Raw genomic sequence first — 16,051 nt, 5'->3', positions numbered from 1 at the left:
GCATGATGGACGATAACCGAAACAGCTATTCCAGTTTGGAAGATGAAATGAAAAATTCTTCAAAAAACGAAACAGATCCTGAAACCAGCAGTGTCACAGGCCGTTCGAATGCTGATTATGACGACATCTCTCCAGCGGCGAAAAGCAGCCAGGGTGCAAATCGCGGACAAAACTCCGTTGAACGCAGCCAGACCTCTTCAGAGCAGGATAGCTATGAAGAATTATACGGAATGACCGCTGCAGAAGATAATCGTTATCAAAACGGGTATTATGAAGAATCGTCCTCTGAACTTGCGGTACCTCAAGCCTTTGATCGAAGCGATGCAGGAGATTCCGATGAGGCTACCGAGCAAAATACAGCCGGGACCACATTTGGTCTTTCAGCATTAGCTTTATCCGTGCTTTCCCTTTTTATAATGCCAATCTTGTTTGGAGCAGCAGGAATTGTGCTGGGATTTGTAGCGCGCAGAAGAGGAGCAAACACTCTTGGAGCCTGGGCTATCGGTGTAGGAGCCGTTTCGATAATCATTGGGATATTCATTCTCCCGTTTTTTTAAATAGGGCATAAAAACGCTTGGATTCAATTTATGAATCCAAGCGTTTTTTCGTTAAATAATCGGTTCGGTTTGCTGATTTCTCTGTTTTTCATAATATTCTTCGGCAATTTTGTCGATTTCTTTTTTGAGTTCTTCAACCATAGTTGCTTCGGGCACTTTTCTTACGATTTTCCCTTTTCGGAACAGCAATCCTTCTCCGCGTGCCCCGGCAATGCCGATATCAGCTTCCCTGGCCTCTCCTGGTCCATTAACAGCACAGCCGAGAACAGAAACCTTGATTGGCGCTTTGATTGTTTGAATGTATTCTTCGACTTCATTGGCGATACTGATTAAGTCGATTTCGATTCGGCCGCATGTCGGGCATGAAATTAAAGTCGCCATGTTTGACGCGAGGCCGAATGATTTCAACAATTCACGGGCCACTTTCACTTCTTCAACAGGATCTGCGCTGAGGGAAACACGCATGGTATTCCCGATTCCTTTGCTTAAAATCGCCCCAAGTCCGGCTGCGCTTTTCACGGTGCCGGAAAAAAGAGTTCCCGATTCGGTAATCCCGAGGTGAAGCGGATAATCAAACGCCTGTGCCGCCTTGTTATATGCTTCGATAGCTAAATTTACGTCGGAAGCCTTCATCGAAACGATGATATCATGAAAATCAAGGTCTTCCAGGATTTTAATATGGTGCAAGGCACTTTCAACCATGCCGTCAGCGGTTGGATAGCCATATTTATCTATAATACGTTTTTCCAGGGAACCGGCATTTACTCCGATTCTGATTGGAATTCCCTTTGCTTTCGCGGCTTTGACGACGGCTTCGACTTTTTCGCGGCGACCGATATTTCCCGGGTTGATACGGATTTTGTCCGCTCCCCCTTCAATCGCCTTCAAAGCGAGCTTATAGTCAAAATGGATATCTACAACCAGTGGGATATTAATCCGCTTTTTTATTTCCGGAATAGCGTTCGCTGCTCTTTCATCTGGGCAGGCAACGCGGACAATCTGACAGCCTGCTTCTTCGAGGCGCTTGATTTCGGCCACCGTTGCTTCTACGTCATGCGTCTTGGTGGTCGTCATACTCTGGACGATAACCTCGTTATTGCCCCCAATTGTTAAATTGCCGACTTTTATTGGACGGGTTTTGGTTCGATGTATAATTTCACTCAAGTGGAATTCTCTCCTTTAGGAAAAAATCAAATTCAGTTGATGACTATCCTTTTATGTCATCACTACAACATTGTATCAATGTTAGACTGTAATTGACAAGGATTAGAATTTTACTCAGTGCTGACATCAACGGTTGCTCTACCTGCTCTGCTATTTTTTATAAGATGGAATCTTATAAGTTTTCCCGATTTGCATTTCTTCCGGCTTCAGTCCCTTATTCAATTCTTGGAAATCCTCAATAACAATTTCTATAGAAACATTCTGGCCGCCTTTTTCTTTTTCAATGATCGTTAGCAAGGTATCGCCGGGTTTAACAATAGCATCTGTATATGGGATTGACGCTTTTTCGGTTTGTTCTGGATATGGTTTCGCAGCCTGCCTTGCTTCTGCTCCGAACGCCGGAAGTGTGCCCGTCGTTAAATCAAAATAAATGATGAATCCAATGAAACATACAGTAAGAAAAAGCAGGAACCGTTTCATTTTTTCAACTCCCATGATTGTCTTACTCCATATATATGGATCGGAAATTAATAATATGCCTAAAATTGGGCACACCTTTATAAAAAAGTTACGAAACCTTTACAGCTTGTAACGGATCAGCTACATCAAATAGAGGATATCCTGAAAGATTTACATAATTCCTTACCTGAAATGGAGCAGGCCACCGAAAAGTATGTTTCCTTTCACAGCAAACAAGCGCAAGTGCCGAGCAAATGCTTTCAAACTCGTATGAACAGGCGCGTAAATAAAGGACACCTATGAGATCGGCGCAAAACTTCATGAATTATCCGGTGTTTTAACACATCAAACGGAACAATTAAAAGCATAAAATAAGAGGCAGCCCTAAATTGGTAAGTAGTTCCGTTTTTGTGGAGAAAACCTCAAATAACAAATTAAATAGCATGCAATTCACGGTATAAAATCACAAAGTAATTAGCACTAAAAAACGCTCAGCAAATCTCTGAGCGTTAATCTTTTTTAATGATTTATTCAAATAAAGCCCCTATAAATAAAAAAGAAGGGTTCTTTGGATTTAGCTCATTTAAACTTATCAGGTTCTTTTACATAAAACCCGATAAACCCACGATTTCATACTCGATTTCCTATACTATTCCTACTGTTTCTCCACATTATCGGAACTACTTACTAAATTGGGCATGTCTCTTATTTAGCTATTCACTTTTCGGAATTTCTTTTATAGCGAGATAAAGCATAATCAAGGAAACAAACCAGCTAATCAAGATTCCAAAGGGAACATATGCTTCGAAGGCATCCATGATTGTAAAGAAGATCGCCGGCAGTGTAATCGAGTAGGCTGTCAATCTCCACGAATGGCGGTATGAGATAGGTTTCTGCAAAACATTTTTAAAGACCAATCCAAACAACGCCAGAAATGAAATCTTGATGAAATTCAAAGCAGCCGTGAATAGATACATCATGACAACAATAATCGGCAGCACAATCACTAAAGCAGAATCTGCAGAATCAAGGAATTTATCGATGTCTTTGCTTGTGATTGAGAAACCTTCCAATATTGAATAGGGGTTGGACTGCGCTTGGCCTGCCGTGACAAACACAAGATCATTCTTCAATAACCCTATACCGTTTTCAGTCTGGGCAGCGATATCGCTGCTTTTCCATTTCCCGGTATCATCCAAAACAATCTGAAAGCCCTCTTTATTAACGATGACCGGCTCATCTGCTTCTGAGGTCAGCGTACCATTGCTGATCTCAAAAGCGGGCAATTCCCCTTTTATCGTTTCCGCGAATGCCTGTATTCCGCTATTGACGGTTGAGCTAAAATGATAAGCAGCTGGAATGACTGAAATTAATGTCAGTAAAAACACAAAAGCAATCGTCTTTCCGATGCCCTGATTGCGAAACGTTGCAATATCCTTTGGCGAATACAAGCTTACAATCAATTGTTTAAAAATATTCATTGTCGACAACACCTTTATATTAAAATCATATAGTTTATTCTATCTATCACTTATCAATAAAACAACTTTTTGTATTCTCGCGTTTTTCCGCTGAATTGTTAAGCTAATGTAAATATTAGAGCAAACTCCTTTACACAAATTTCATTTCATCATCATAATTAAAAAGGATGGACTTAGGCAGGGAGGATTTCTTGCTATATTCAAGGGGTTGAAACTATGGGCAGGTATCCTTTTATCACAATACTGGCTAAAGCTGTAACAAAGCTTATTCCAGGGGATGATTCGCTAAAAGAAGGCAACTCGCGGCATTTAGCTGCGATCTCTATGGAACAATCACCATCGATAGCGCTTGGACAGGCCAAGGAAGAAATCATTAAAATGGGTTATTTATCTGTCAAAGGCTTGAATGAGTTATTGCAGTATCTATTAACAAATAGTAATAAACATAGAGAAACCGCTTTACAGTTTAAGGGTGCTATTAACAGTCTGGATGAAAAAGTAAGCGATTATCTGGTACGAATATCGACTATAGATTTCTCAAAGAAAGAAGCCGCGAAATATGTAATGCTTATTGATACAGTGCGTGAAATTGAAAAAATCGGGGATCGCTTTGAAAATATCATCGACTTAGTGGAACATCCATTTTCACATAAAGCCGTCCCGACGGACCCTTGGCTTTCCGATCTAAAAGAGGTATTCCAGATGACAATTGATACGGTTGACCAGGCAATCATCGCTTTTGACCATTATGATCTTGAACAGGCAAAAGAAATAGTCGAAAACAAAGATATCCTCGGTAAAACGGAAAGGATGCTGCGGAGGGAGCGAGTTTTCCGTATGAATGGCGGTCAAGGGGAAATTAATTTGGTGGACCTGGTCACAAACCTCGAGAAAATCGAGGCACATGCTGTCAAACTATCCAAAACTATTATAGGAGATTGTCGATAACTGAAGTTTGATACTGTTCGAAATTGGATATCTTACCTATATGTAACTTTTTATCGTTTCAATCGTATGGAAATAAAGATATCCATCCTATCATTTGAAAATAGAACACTTCAAAAGAGGAAAGGAGGAGCAGTTTGGAAACAATTTATTGGGTATTAATCGCAATCATGATCATCATTGGTTTTATCGGGCTGGTATTTCCGATCATTCCAAGTGTTTTGTTCATTTTCGGAGGTATCTTGTTGTATGGTTTCCTCTTTACGTTCGAGCAATTCAACTGGATATTCTGGGTGATTCAAATCCTCCTTGTGATCCTGCTGTTTACAGCGGACTATGTCGCGAACATGTTCGGGATCAAGAAATACGGTGGCTCGAAGGCGGGCATTTGGGGAAGTACGATCGGCATACTGGCAGGCCCTTTTATAATTCCGGCATTCGGGATTATCATCGGCCCTTTTATAGGAGCGATTCTTGCTGAGATGATCGTTCATAAAAAAGATCTGGTAACGGCTTCGAAAATCGGATTCGGCTCAGTGATTGGGTTTATCAGCAGTGTCGTTACAAAGGCGCTCATTCAACTGTTTATGGTAGGTTACTTTTTACTGGTCGTGCTGCTGTAGAAAAAAAAGGAAGCATAACGTTTGAAACAGAATACAATCTTTGATAGTCTAAAGGTAGCGAGTTTTAGAAGTGTCAGGAAATTCTAAGAAATTTCTAGCATTTTCTAAAGCCTGTAAATCATTTTACATAAGGAGGAATTTATCATGGCATTTGAACTTCCACAATTACCTTACGCGTACGATGCTTTAGAACCAAGCATCGACAAAGAAACAATGAATATTCACCACACTAAACATCACAACACTTATGTAACGAACCTGAACAATGCGTTAGAAGGCAACGAAGAGCTTCTTGGCAAAAGCGTTGAAGAAGTAATCTCCAATCTGGATGCTGTTTCTGCATCTGCACGTACTGCTGTACGCAACAATGGCGGCGGACATGCAAACCACTCTTTATTCTGGCAGCTTCTTTCTCCTAATGGCGGCGGACAGCCGACTGGTGAATTAGCTGATGCGATCACTACAAAGTTTGGCAGCTTCGACAGCTTTAAAGAAGATTTTGCAAAAGCAGCTACAACTCGCTTCGGCTCCGGCTGGGCTTGGCTTGTCGTCAATAATGGCGAATTAGAAGTAACAAGTACACCAAACCAGGATTCTCCTTTGATGGAAGGCAAGACTCCAGTACTTGGCCTGGACGTTTGGGAGCATGCTTACTACTTGAACTATCAAAACCGCCGTCCAGAATACATCAACTCTTTCTGGAATGTTGTAAACTGGGACGAGGTTTCAAAGCGCTACAGCGCAGCAAAATAATGCTGAATTTCTTCAGCAAAGAGCAGGAATCCTTGAGGGGTTCCTGTTTTTTTATGGCTTGGTAAATTGATGCCTAGGCTAAGAGCGCAGTCTTTCGCTTAAATAAAAACAGTTTTCGCTTAATTAGTTGTTTTTCCGCTTGAATCCACGTTATTATCGCTTAATTATCCGTTTTTTCGCTTAAATGAAGGTTTTTTTTACTTGAATCAGTGTAATGCCCCTCTTCGAATGTCCAATACAGCTGAGCTTTCAGGGGAAATTCAGCTAGAACAACATGAATCAGGTTAAATCACCTATTGTAAACATACCTTTTGAAATATATGCCGTTTAATGTATTGGAGAGGGATATACATGTAAATTAGACCTCTTCCTTGAAGTTTTCTCTGCGATGAGCGCAGCTCCTGCTTTTCGAATAAATGCCCTTGTTTCATCAAACACTATGTTTGAATGAAAGGGAGAGGTACACAATGGGCATTTTAAAAAAATGGATCGGAGAAGTGGAAGTAAAGAAAGATTTACATCTGCTGCTTTTGATCGGTGGACTGTACAGCCTCAGCATCGCGCTGTCTAACACCTTTGTGAATGTCTATCTTTGGAAGCAATCGGGTGAATTCCTTGATATCGGCATTTATAATTTATCAATTGTTCTTTTTCAGCCGCTTACATTTATTCTGGCCGGACGGCTGGCGAAAAAAGTCGATAGGATCATCGTTTTAAGGCTTGGCGTTATCTTTTTGTCTGCCTTTTACTTGTGTGTCCTGTTAGTAGGAACAAGAGCAACAGATTTTATTGTCCTGCTTGGCGGGTTGCTTGGCGTGGGCTATGGATTTTACTGGCTTGCGTTCAATGTTTTGACGTTTGAGATTACTGAACCTGAGACAAGGGACTTTTTCAATGGATTTCTGGGAATCCTGTCCTCGTTTGGCGGAATGATTGGCCCTGTCCTGGCAGGATTTATCATTTCCCGTCTTACAAAGTATTCCGGCTATTCGATTGTATTTGGCATTTCGCTTTTTTTATTTTTTATCGCAGTTATTTTGAGCTTTTCTCTGAACAGAAGGCCTGCCAGCGGTAAATATTCGTTTATGAGAATTTGGAAAGAACGAGGCAATAATCATAATTGGCGGATGATCACGTATGCCAATTTCTTTCAAGGATTAAGGGAAGGGACGTTCATGTTTGTCGTTTCAATTTTTGTTTTCATTAAAACGGGAAGCGAAATGGCAATCGGAAACTTCGGCTTGATTAACTCTGCGATTTCTTTTGTCGCTTATTATCTTGCTTCGCGTTACATAAAGCAGCCTATGAGGAAAAAGGCAATCCTTATAGGAGGAGTGCTGTTGTATATTGGAGTATTTTTGATCGCGGTTGATATAAGCTATGGGAAGTTGCTTATCTATGCCGGTACGATTGCAATCGCATATCCGCTCCTGCTCGTTCCTTATGTATCAATGACTTATGATATCATTGGCACTGCCTGGAATGCAGCAGAAATGAGGATTGAATATATTGTCGTGCGTGAAGTATTCACCCATTTTGGGCGCATCGTTTCCATTCTCGGATTTATCGCTGCAGTCACACTATTTGATCCAGAGGAAAGCCTGCCGCTGTTTTTACTGATCATTGGTGCGGGTCATCTGTGCATATCGCTTTTTGTCAGAAAAATAAACACCGCTCACAGGGCCGTTTAAGGGGATGGAAACAATCCTCTTTTTTTTCTGCTCAAATAAGGTATATAAAGGTAGAAAAAAGTAACATCTTTCTATAAAATAGATGGTGGATGAATACTAAACGAGGATGTGTGGCTTGATAGTGAATAACGAAAAAAAGAAAAAGACGCATGTTCCTTTTCGATTGAATTTGCTTTTCTTTTTAGTGTTTGTGTTATTTTCCGTGTTAATCCTGAGACTTGGCGTCGTGCAGATTGTTTACGGTGATGATTACAAGCGGGAATTGGACAGGAAGGAAGAAGTGCCGGTTAACAGTCCGGTGCCGCGCGGAAAAATGTACGACCGGAATTTAAAGGTCATGGTCGATAATGTTCCTCTTGATGCGATTACATACACGAGATACCAGGGAACGAAACCGAAGGATATGCTTAAGACAGCTGAGAAATTGGCAGAGCTGATTGATAAAAAGCCCGATAAGATTGCCGAACGCGATCGGAAGGATTTTTGGATTTTAAAAAACCCTAAGCGGGCCGAAGCGAAAATTACCAAAAAAGATAAAAAACTGGTTGAAGAAGAAAAGAAGCCTGAGAAATATTTATACGAGGTCCAGCTAAAGCGGATAACTGATGAAGAAATCAATGAATTTACAAAGGACGAGCTTGAAGTACTGGCAATTTTCCGTGAGTTCAACAGCGGCATGGAGCTGGTTCCGCAAATCATCAAAAACAAAGATGTGACAAAAGAGGAATTTGCACGGGTAAGCGAAAATCTTGCTTCCCTTCCCGGTGTCGATGTTACGACAGACTGGGATCGTTTCTATACGTATAATAGTACCTTGAAATCAGTTCTTGGCAAAGTTTCATCTTCTGAAGAAGGGCTGCCGAAAGAAAGTCTTGATTATTTTCTGGCCAGGGATTACAGCAGGAATGACCGGGTGGGGAAAAGCTATATTGAAGCTGAATACGAAGATATCCTACATGGTCAAAAGGCAAAAGCGAAGACGTACAAAGATAAAGCAGGCAATATCACAAAAACCGTCGAAGTTGCTAAAGGCGAGCGGGGCAAAGACCTTGTCCTGACCATCGATATGGAGCTACAGCTCGCGGCCGAAAAGATCATTGAAAAGGAACTTGAGAAAACAAAGGCAAGAGGCAATACGGGACTGCTTGACCGCGCCTTCATTGTCATGATGAACCCCAAGACCGGAGAGATTCTGGCAATGGCCGGCAAACAGCTTAAGTGGGATGAGAAAACGGGTCAGCGGACGACTGAAGACTTCGCACTTGGCAATATTACGACTTCCTATACGATGGGGTCATCGGTTAAGGGAGCGACTGTGCTGACAGGATACGAAACAGGGGTCATTTCTCCCGGAACCGTGCTTAATGATCAAACGTTACGAATTAAAGGTACACCGGACTTTAACTCTGTCCGGGATTATGGATTGCTCAATGATATCAATGCGCTGAAGAAATCATCAAACGTATACATGGGCAGGATTGCGATTAAGATCGGGGGGGGCAATTATATAGCTAACAAACCACTGGATATTGATCCGAAAGCCTTCAACACGATGCGTGATAGTTATGCTCAATTCGGGCTTGGGGTCCGTACCGGCATAGATCTTCCGAATGAAATGGCAGGATTTAAAGGTTCAGAAACATCTCCTGGTAAACTTCTTTACCTTTCAATCGGGCAATATGATACGTATACACCGATGCAGCTGGTACAATATGTATCGACCATCGCCAATGGCGGTAACCGCATGGAGCCGCATATTGTCAAGGAAATCCGCCAGCCGCTTGATAATAACGAAACAATTGGCCCTGTCATGCAGCAAATTGAGCCTACCGTATTAAATAGACTGCCTATGTCGGAAAATGAAATTGGCCAGGTACAGGAAGGTTTTAGACGCGTTATGCAGGAGAATGGCGGTACAGCTTTTAGCTCCTTTGGAGGCAAGAGTTATAAACCGGCCGGAAAGACAGGTACCGCGGAGGCATTTTATGATGGCCCGAACCGTAAGAAATACAGTGAACCGGAACCTACAATCAACCAATCACTTGTCGGATATGCACCGTACAATGACCCGGAAGTTGCTTTTGCGACCGTTGTTCCATGGGCTTACCAAGGGCAGCCAGCACATTCAATGAATAAAGAAATTGCCGAACAGGTTATGGATACCTATTTTGAGTTGAAAAAAGAACGGGCAAAGAAAAAGCCTTCCGAGCAAGCTGCCTCTGAACAAATCGATAACAGCTAGGAAGTACAGAAGGAACAATCTGAAGTAAGAGAAAGCCAGAATGGCTAAATAATAAGTATCCGATATGGTAATATTAAAAACGCCTCTATATTTTAGAGGCGTTTTATTAATATTACCAGGAGTTAATCCCTTTCCTATTTTAAAAAAGAACATTAGCGCTTCCGCTTTTCCAGTTTACATTTTCTAAACGTTATTTACGTAATATTTACAAACCGTTAAAACCCGGTTAATAGTAAAGCTTTATTCTTGGTATGTAGGACAAAACAACTAAATCTCGTAGGAGGAATTCGGGAATGAAAAGTTTTAAGTTTATGGCATTGACAGCTATGATGAGCGGGGTAATTGCTGTAACTGCTGCTTGCGGTTCAGGTGATGCAGGCAATGGCGATGGCAATGGATCTGCAGCATCGGACAAGCAACTTAAAGGTGATGTTTTAATCGACGGATCTTCTACAGTATATCCAATTATGGAAGCAGTTGCTGAAGAATATATGGCTGAGCAGCCGGAAGTGAAAGTTTCAGTTGGTTTCGCAGGAACTGGCGGCGGCTTTGAGAAACTAATTGCCGGTGAAACTGATATGAGTAATGCTTCACGTCCTATCAAAGATGAAGAAAAAGCTAAGCTAGAGGAAAAAGGAATTGACTATACAGAATTCAAAGTGGCATTCGATGGTTTAACAGTTGTAGTCAATAAAGATAATGAATTCATTGATTCCTTGACTGTTGAAGATTTGAGAAAATTATGGGTCGATACAGGCAAAGCAAAAAAATGGTCAGATATCCGTCCTGAATGGCCAAAAGAAGAAATTAAATTTTACTCTCCTGGAACTGATTCAGGAACATATGATTACTTTAACGAAGTAATCCTTGAAGAAAAGCCGCTTGTATCTAACGCGACTCTTTCTGAAGATGATAACGTGCTGGTACAAGGTGTGAGTGGTGACAAAAACGCCATCGGTTTCTTTGGATATGCTTATTATGAAGAAAACAAAGATAAATTAAAGGTTGTAAAAATCGACAATGGAAACGGGCCGGTGGAACCAACCAAAGAGACGATCGAAAGCGGAGAATATGCGCCTTTATCCCGTCCACTGTTTACGTATGTAGCTAATAAAGCAATTGAAGAAAAAGAGCAGGTTGCCGATTACACTGAATTCGTACTGGAGAATGCAGCGGAATTATCCGAAGAAGTCGGTTATGTAAAGCTTCCTGAAGAAGAATACAAAAAAGGTCAGGATCAACTGGCTGAATTAACAAAATAGGGGTTCGCTCAGAAAATATGGCTGAAAGAGAAGCGGATTCGCTTCTCTTTCAGCCATGCCTTGGATGGAAAGGGGTTTTCGTTTTGGCACTTGGCAACACAGAAAAGTATTCTGTTCAACAAATGATAATGGATAAGAAAAGCAAAAAGAGCAATCGACTGAATGTTGAGAAAATCATTCCTGGACTGCTGCTATTGACCGCGATAATCTCGGTTTTAACTACACTTGGAATTGTATTTACATTAATTTTCGAGACGTTTACTTTTTTTGACAGAGTTTCACTAAAAGAATTTTTTACAGCACAAAAATGGTATCCGTTCTCTGAAACTTCTGCTTCATACGGCATTATGCCGTTAATATCCGGTACGCTTAAAGTGACAGGAATTGCCGCGCTGGTCGCCGTTCCTATCGGACTTGCAACTGCCATTTATTTGAGTGAATATGCATCAGAAAAAACCAGAAGGATCATCAAACCGATTTTAGAAGTATTGGCTGGAATCCCGACAATTGTTTATGGTTTCTTTGCATTGACATTTGTTACGCCTATCTTAAGAAGTTTCATTCCTTCGCTTGAAATCTTTAATGCGCTGAGTCCTGGAATCGTAGTTGGAATTATGATTACGCCAATGATTGCTTCTTTATCAGAGGATGCCATGTCCTCTGTACCGAATTCGATTAAGGAGGGTGCTTTTGCACTGGGGGCAACCAAATTGGAAACGGCTATAAAAGTCATCCTGCCTGCTGCAATTTCTGGGATTATGGCATCGATTGTGCTGGCATTATCCAGGGCGATTGGTGAAACAATGATTGTATCCGTTGCCGGTGGTTCTACACCAAATCTCAGCACGGACGTAACTTCATCGATCCAAACAATGACAGCCTATATCGTACAGGTCAGCACGGGTGACGCCGGATATGGCACTACGATTTATTACAGTATCTATGCTGTTGGAATGATGCTGTTCCTATTTACCCTGGCAATGAATCTATTTGCACAATTTATCTCTCGTAAGTTTAGGGAGGAATACTGATGAAACTGATAAATAAAGAATCCGTTGGAAGAAGGATGCCTGTACGCATATTAATCAATACCATCTTTAAAGGACTATTCTTCCTGGCAACTCTGTTCGGATTGTTTGTGCTGGCCATATTGCTTTATCGGATATTCACTCAAGGAATTGGTTATTTGAATATTGACTTTTTACAAAACTTCGCATCAAGAAGGCCGGAAGAAGCCGGTGTGAAAGCTGCCCTGATTGGATCAATCTGGCTGATGGCTACAGTCGCACCGATTTCATTATTATTGGGGGTTGGCACTGCGATCTACATGGAAGAGTACGCAGTTAAAAACCGTTTTACAAACTTCATCCAGGTCAATATTTCAAACCTGGCAGGGGTACCTTCCATTGTATTTGGATTGCTTGGATTAACGATTTTTGTCAGGGCCCTTGCTCTGGGAAGCTCTGTTCTGGCAGCAGGCCTGACGATGAGTTTACTCGTCCTGCCGGTAATCATTGTCGCGTCCCAGGAAGCGGTTCGCGCGGTACCAAAGGAATTGCGCGAGGCTTCATATGGAATGGGGGCGACAAAGTGGCAGACGATTATTAAAGTGGTTCTTCCGGCTGCCATTCCTGGAATCCTGACAGGGGGAATACTGGCATTATCACGTGCCATTGGTGAAACAGCGCCGCTTATTGTAGTAGGGATCCCGGTGTTTATCGCTTTTCTGCCGAGAACGGTATTCGATACGTTTTCCGTTCTGCCGATGCAGATTTATAACTGGACTTCCAGGCCGCAGGAAGAATTTCAAAGTGTAGCGGCGGCAGGGATTATTGTGCTGCTTGTGCTGCTGATTTTTATGAATTCTATCGCGGTGTTAATTCGAAATAAATTTCAAAAAAGATATTGAGTTTGAACAGGGGTTAAATGATGGGGCCGGCCAACAATGCGGACTTTTTAAAAGAAGAGCAAGTATAACTTTTGAACTTAGAAACGTGCCTAGCACCGATGTAAAGGATGCCGCAGGTTTTAGTAGACGTTCCTTTTTACAAGGCGCTTTCGCTTTTCTAAGAGGATGAAGGAGGAATTTCAAGATGACTGCCATACAATCAATCACTGAGAAAATTAAAAAGGATAGTAAGCTGATGAATAAACCAATTGCTGAACAAAAAGAACATGTATATGAGACTTCCGATCTGAACTTGTGGTATGGAGAGAATCATGCTTTAATAAATATTAATTTGGATATCACCGAAAATGAAGTGACTGCGATTATCGGGCCATCCGGATGCGGAAAATCAACCTATATTAAAACATTGAACAGGATGATCGAACTTGTCCCAGGTGTAAAAACCTCCGGAGAAATCAGATATCGCGGGCGCAACATTCTCGATAAATCTTATAAAGCAGAAGATTTACGGACGCGCGTGGGGATGGTTTTCCAAAAGCCAAATCCCTTTCCAAAGTCGATTTTTGAAAATGTAGCATATGGACCGAAAATTCATGGGATAAAAAACAAAAAACTCCTTGATGAAATCGTGGAGAAAAGCCTTCGCGGCGCAGCTATTTGGGATGAAGTGAAGGACCGCCTAAACCAGAATGCTTACGGGCTCTCAGGCGGACAGCAGCAGCGTTTGTGCATTGCCAGATGTCTTGCAATAGAACCGGATGTCATCCTGATGGATGAACCAACTTCTGCACTTGACCCTATTTCAACGTTAAAGGTCGAGGAGCTTGTCCAAGAGCTGAAGAAGGAATTCAGCATTATCATCGTTACCCATAATATGCAGCAGGCGGCCCGGATTTCTGACAAAACTGCATTCTTCCTGAACGGGGAAGTCATTGAGTACAAAGATACAAATACGATCTTTTCAAATCCGACGGATAAAAGGACTGAGGACTACATTACTGGACGATTTGGATAATAAAAGACAGGGGTTGAATCGACGAATGGCAGTTCGTGAAAAGTTTGAACAGGAGTTGGCGCACTTAAAGGTGAAAATTATTGAACTTGCAAATCTCGCTTCCGAGTCGATTTCCAAGTCATTTACTGCACTTGAGAACCAGGATCTCGATATGGCCCTGGAAATAATTGAAGACGATACAAAAGCTGACTTGCTTGAAGAAGAAATTAATGACTATGCCATCTTGCTTATCGCCAAACAACAGCCAGTGGCGATTGATCTGCGGAGAATCATTGCTGCGATCAAAATTGCCTCGGATATTGAGCGAATGGCTGACTTTGGCGTCAATATTGCTAAGTCCACGATCAGGATCGGCCAACAGCCATTTATTAACTCGCTCTCTCATTTAAGGGATATGAAGGATGTTACAATCGAAATGATCCAGCTCTCGATACAGGCATTTGAAGATGAGGATATAGCGATGGCAAGAAAAATAGCGGACATGGATGATGAGGTTGACCGCTTATACGGGGAAAACCTCAAAAGCCTGCTCACGCAATCCCATGAAAACTTGCAGCAGGTCACACAACTGACCTTTATTGCCAGATTTCTTGAACGGACCGCTGACCATACGACCAATATCGCGGAAAGTATCTATTATCTCGTCAAAGGACGACATTTTGATTTGAACGACTAATAAGTAGAAAGCCATGGCCAAAACAGCCATGGCTGTTTCTATTTCGTGATAGTTTTTGCAGCCTGTTGGATTGTCATATTGTCTGTGAGGACGTATTCACCGATTTGAATACGCTTGCTCAGTTCATTTTGTTCCAGATAATGCTCAAAAGCGGAAGCGTCCTTTAAAATTCCTTCATTAGCCAGTAGTACGGCAATATCACCGGTTGTCATTCCTGATCGAATCGACAGCGTATAGGCGGCTGTTGCTTCACTTTTCTTAGTTTGTGAAGCGTGATTACCTTCCTTTTCTCCGATATCCTGCTTTGGAATAGGTTTGCGACTCTTTTCAGCCAGCTGTTTTTCCGTTGATTCTGGCTCTTTACTCTTAGCTGTTTCTCGAGTCTCTTCTTCTTTTAAAGAGGGAGTAACCTCATATCCCTCTTGCTTCAGCAGCCTTTTTGCTTCCTGCAGGCTAATGGCTTGATCATCGTTTGGTTGGAACCAGTGTCCATATCCTGCAATCACCCCTGTCGAGAGAATGATTCCTGCAGCAAATGCCTGGATTGTTCCTTTATTCATTGTGCAGTCCTATCGATCTACTTTTCTCAATGATGTTTCGTACGGTTTCCACTGCTAATGTAGATTGCTTCGCGATCTGTTCTAAGGAAAGGCCTTGCTGATATAATGATAATACTTGAACTTTAAGTATTTCATTTATTTGTGGCTGATTTTTAACGACTGACCTTACAGACTGGGGAGGTACTAGGGTTTGTCCGGAACTTTCCCCGATTAATAACTCTTCTTCAAGAACTTTGACTTTTCTTTTTAATTGGTAGATGTCTTGCATATGGCTAAGCGTGAGTTCTTCTAATTCTTCCTCAAGCTTTTTTACATTGTCTTTCTTAAAGAAAGAAAAAATAAGCAGCAAAATTGCCACTGTTAATAAAGATATGAAGACTATATCCATGTTTCCACCTCTGAAGCTTAAATTCTCAAGCACAAAATCAATGATACACAATTTTGAAGTTTCTGTGGCTATTTTCCATCGGATAATTTTAAAAGTAGAGAATTTTTTGTCAGATAAATAGCTGCAAGTTTGTCGAAACAGGTTCGCTTTATTTGATTTATGGCTTATATAAAAAATTTTTTACTGGTTTTGTTCCTGTAAAATAAAGGGGGGTAAAACTCGACAAAATGCGTTCATTGTACCTCTACTGGTTCAGTGCTACGATAAAGGTATAGAATTTTTTGAAAACATTGAAAATTTTTCTATATGTAGGCGCTATATTGAAT

General features: G+C 41.4%; 16 protein-coding genes. 11 read left to right on the top strand and 5 right to left on the bottom strand.

Annotated elements, in window-relative coordinates:
• Positions 1-5: 5 nt before the first annotated feature.
• Positions 6-557 carry a DUF308 domain-containing protein gene (locus tag ELQ35_RS23125; protein WP_246026062.1) on the top strand — a complete coding sequence of 184 codons (552 nt, stop codon included), beginning with the start codon at positions 6-8 and terminating at the stop codon, positions 555-557.
• A 51-nt stretch (positions 558-608) separates the two neighbouring features.
• Here ELQ35_RS23125 and ispG read toward each other — a convergent pair whose 3' ends face one another.
• The 3 genes from ispG to ELQ35_RS12620 form a co-directional block, all read right to left on the bottom strand.
• Positions 609-1,721, bottom strand: coding sequence for a flavodoxin-dependent (E)-4-hydroxy-3-methylbut-2-enyl-diphosphate synthase (ispG, locus tag ELQ35_RS12630; protein ID WP_126865185.1), 1,113 nt, complete (start codon positions 1,719-1,721; stop codon positions 609-611).
• Between the two features lie 150 nt (positions 1,722-1,871).
• Positions 1,872-2,216, bottom strand: a complete 345-nt coding sequence (locus tag ELQ35_RS12625) for a LysM peptidoglycan-binding domain-containing protein (RefSeq protein ID WP_246026061.1) — start codon at positions 2,214-2,216, stop codon at positions 1,872-1,874.
• Between the two features lie 677 nt (positions 2,217-2,893).
• Positions 2,894-3,661: a DUF1189 domain-containing protein gene (locus ELQ35_RS12620; RefSeq protein WP_126865184.1), complete on the bottom strand. Its 768-nt coding sequence runs from the start codon at positions 3,659-3,661 to the stop codon at positions 2,894-2,896.
• Positions 3,662-3,877: 216 nt separating this feature from the next.
• Here ELQ35_RS12620 and ELQ35_RS12615 point away from each other — a divergent pair, with 216 nt between their 5' ends.
• The 10 genes from ELQ35_RS12615 to phoU all read left to right on the top strand — a co-directional run bounded on the left by ELQ35_RS12615 (position 3,878) and on the right by phoU (position 14,777).
• Entirely contained in the window at positions 3,878-4,609 is a 732-nt protein-coding gene (locus tag ELQ35_RS12615) for a PhoU domain-containing protein (RefSeq protein ID WP_126865183.1), read from the top strand.
• A 134-nt stretch (positions 4,610-4,743) separates the two neighbouring features.
• On the top strand, positions 4,744-5,229 hold the full coding sequence (locus ELQ35_RS12610) for a DUF456 domain-containing protein (protein ID WP_126865182.1): 486 nt from the start codon (positions 4,744-4,746) through the stop codon (positions 5,227-5,229).
• A gap of 144 nt (positions 5,230-5,373) precedes the next feature.
• Positions 5,374-5,982 carry a superoxide dismutase gene (locus ELQ35_RS12605; RefSeq protein WP_126865181.1) on the top strand — a complete coding sequence of 203 codons (609 nt, stop codon included), beginning with the start codon at positions 5,374-5,376 and terminating at the stop codon, positions 5,980-5,982.
• Between the two features lie 467 nt (positions 5,983-6,449).
• Positions 6,450-7,673: an MFS transporter gene (locus ELQ35_RS12600; protein ID WP_126865180.1), complete on the top strand. Its 1,224-nt coding sequence runs from the start codon at positions 6,450-6,452 to the stop codon at positions 7,671-7,673.
• 121 nt (positions 7,674-7,794) lie between these two features.
• Positions 7,795-9,915: a peptidoglycan D,D-transpeptidase FtsI family protein gene (locus tag ELQ35_RS12595; RefSeq protein ID WP_126865179.1), complete on the top strand. Its 2,121-nt coding sequence runs from the start codon at positions 7,795-7,797 to the stop codon at positions 9,913-9,915.
• Between the two features lie 293 nt (positions 9,916-10,208).
• Complete coding sequence (locus ELQ35_RS12590; protein ID WP_126865178.1) at positions 10,209-11,177, top strand: PstS family phosphate ABC transporter substrate-binding protein; 969 nt, start codon at positions 10,209-10,211, stop codon at positions 11,175-11,177.
• A 122-nt stretch (positions 11,178-11,299) separates the two neighbouring features.
• On the top strand, positions 11,300-12,208 hold the full coding sequence (gene pstC, locus ELQ35_RS12585) for a phosphate ABC transporter permease subunit PstC (RefSeq protein ID WP_246026065.1): 909 nt from the start codon (positions 11,300-11,302) through the stop codon (positions 12,206-12,208).
• Positions 12,208-13,086, top strand: a complete 879-nt coding sequence (pstA, locus tag ELQ35_RS12580) for a phosphate ABC transporter permease PstA (protein WP_126865176.1) — start codon at positions 12,208-12,210, stop codon at positions 13,084-13,086. Before pstC ends, pstA begins: the two co-directional genes overlap by 1 nt.
• Positions 13,087-13,321: 235 nt before the next feature.
• Positions 13,322-14,101 carry a phosphate ABC transporter ATP-binding protein PstB gene (gene pstB, locus ELQ35_RS12575; RefSeq protein WP_221884967.1) on the top strand — a complete coding sequence of 260 codons (780 nt, stop codon included), beginning with the start codon at positions 13,322-13,324 and terminating at the stop codon, positions 14,099-14,101.
• 25 nt (positions 14,102-14,126) lie between these two features.
• Complete coding sequence (gene phoU / locus ELQ35_RS12570; protein ID WP_126865174.1) at positions 14,127-14,777, top strand: phosphate signaling complex protein PhoU; 651 nt, start codon at positions 14,127-14,129, stop codon at positions 14,775-14,777.
• 38 nt (positions 14,778-14,815) lie between these two features.
• Here the strand turns inward: phoU and ELQ35_RS12565 are convergent, their stop codons facing one another.
• Complete coding sequence (locus tag ELQ35_RS12565) at positions 14,816-15,337, bottom strand: MltG/YceG/YrrL family protein (RefSeq protein WP_126865173.1); 522 nt, start codon at positions 15,335-15,337, stop codon at positions 14,816-14,818.
• On the bottom strand, positions 15,330-15,725 hold the full coding sequence (locus tag ELQ35_RS12560) for a hypothetical protein (protein ID WP_126865172.1): 396 nt from the start codon (positions 15,723-15,725) through the stop codon (positions 15,330-15,332). Before ELQ35_RS12560 ends, ELQ35_RS12565 begins: the two co-directional genes overlap by 8 nt.
• Positions 15,726-16,051 lie beyond the last annotated feature (326 nt).

The organism is Peribacillus cavernae (genome assembly GCF_003989135.1).
Lineage (GTDB): Bacteria > Bacillota > Bacilli > Bacillales > DSM-1321 > Peribacillus > Peribacillus cavernae.
Note: the sequence above shows the minus strand (reverse complement) of the source record. Positions and strands in the feature narration are given on the sequence as shown.

Bases quoted from the DNA above. Each gene is read 5' to 3' on its own strand.
- ELQ35_RS23125 (WP_246026062.1), top strand. From the start codon at position 6: ATGGACGATAACCGAAACAGCTATTCCAGTTTGGAAGATGAAATGAAA.
- ELQ35_RS12625 (WP_246026061.1), bottom strand. From the start codon at position 2,216: ATGGGAGTTGAAAAAATGAAACGGTTCCTGCTTTTTCTTACTGTATGT.
- ELQ35_RS12620 (WP_126865184.1), bottom strand. From the start codon at position 3,661: ATGAATATTTTTAAACAATTGATTGTAAGCTTGTATTCGCCAAAGGAT.
- ELQ35_RS12615 (WP_126865183.1), top strand. From the start codon at position 3,878: ATGGGCAGGTATCCTTTTATCACAATACTGGCTAAAGCTGTAACAAAG.
- ELQ35_RS12605 (WP_126865181.1), top strand. From the start codon at position 5,374: ATGGCATTTGAACTTCCACAATTACCTTACGCGTACGATGCTTTAGAA.
- ELQ35_RS12600 (WP_126865180.1), top strand. From the start codon at position 6,450: ATGGGCATTTTAAAAAAATGGATCGGAGAAGTGGAAGTAAAGAAAGAT.
- ELQ35_RS12590 (WP_126865178.1), top strand. From the start codon at position 10,209: ATGAAAAGTTTTAAGTTTATGGCATTGACAGCTATGATGAGCGGGGTA.
- pstC (WP_246026065.1), top strand. From the start codon at position 11,300: ATGATAATGGATAAGAAAAGCAAAAAGAGCAATCGACTGAATGTTGAG.
- pstA (WP_126865176.1), top strand. From the start codon at position 12,208: ATGAAACTGATAAATAAAGAATCCGTTGGAAGAAGGATGCCTGTACGC.
- pstB (WP_221884967.1), top strand. From the start codon at position 13,322: ATGAATAAACCAATTGCTGAACAAAAAGAACATGTATATGAGACTTCC.
- phoU (WP_126865174.1), top strand. From the start codon at position 14,127: ATGGCAGTTCGTGAAAAGTTTGAACAGGAGTTGGCGCACTTAAAGGTG.
- ELQ35_RS12565 (WP_126865173.1), bottom strand. From the start codon at position 15,337: ATGAATAAAGGAACAATCCAGGCATTTGCTGCAGGAATCATTCTCTCG.
- ELQ35_RS12560 (WP_126865172.1), bottom strand. From the start codon at position 15,725: ATGGATATAGTCTTCATATCTTTATTAACAGTGGCAATTTTGCTGCTT.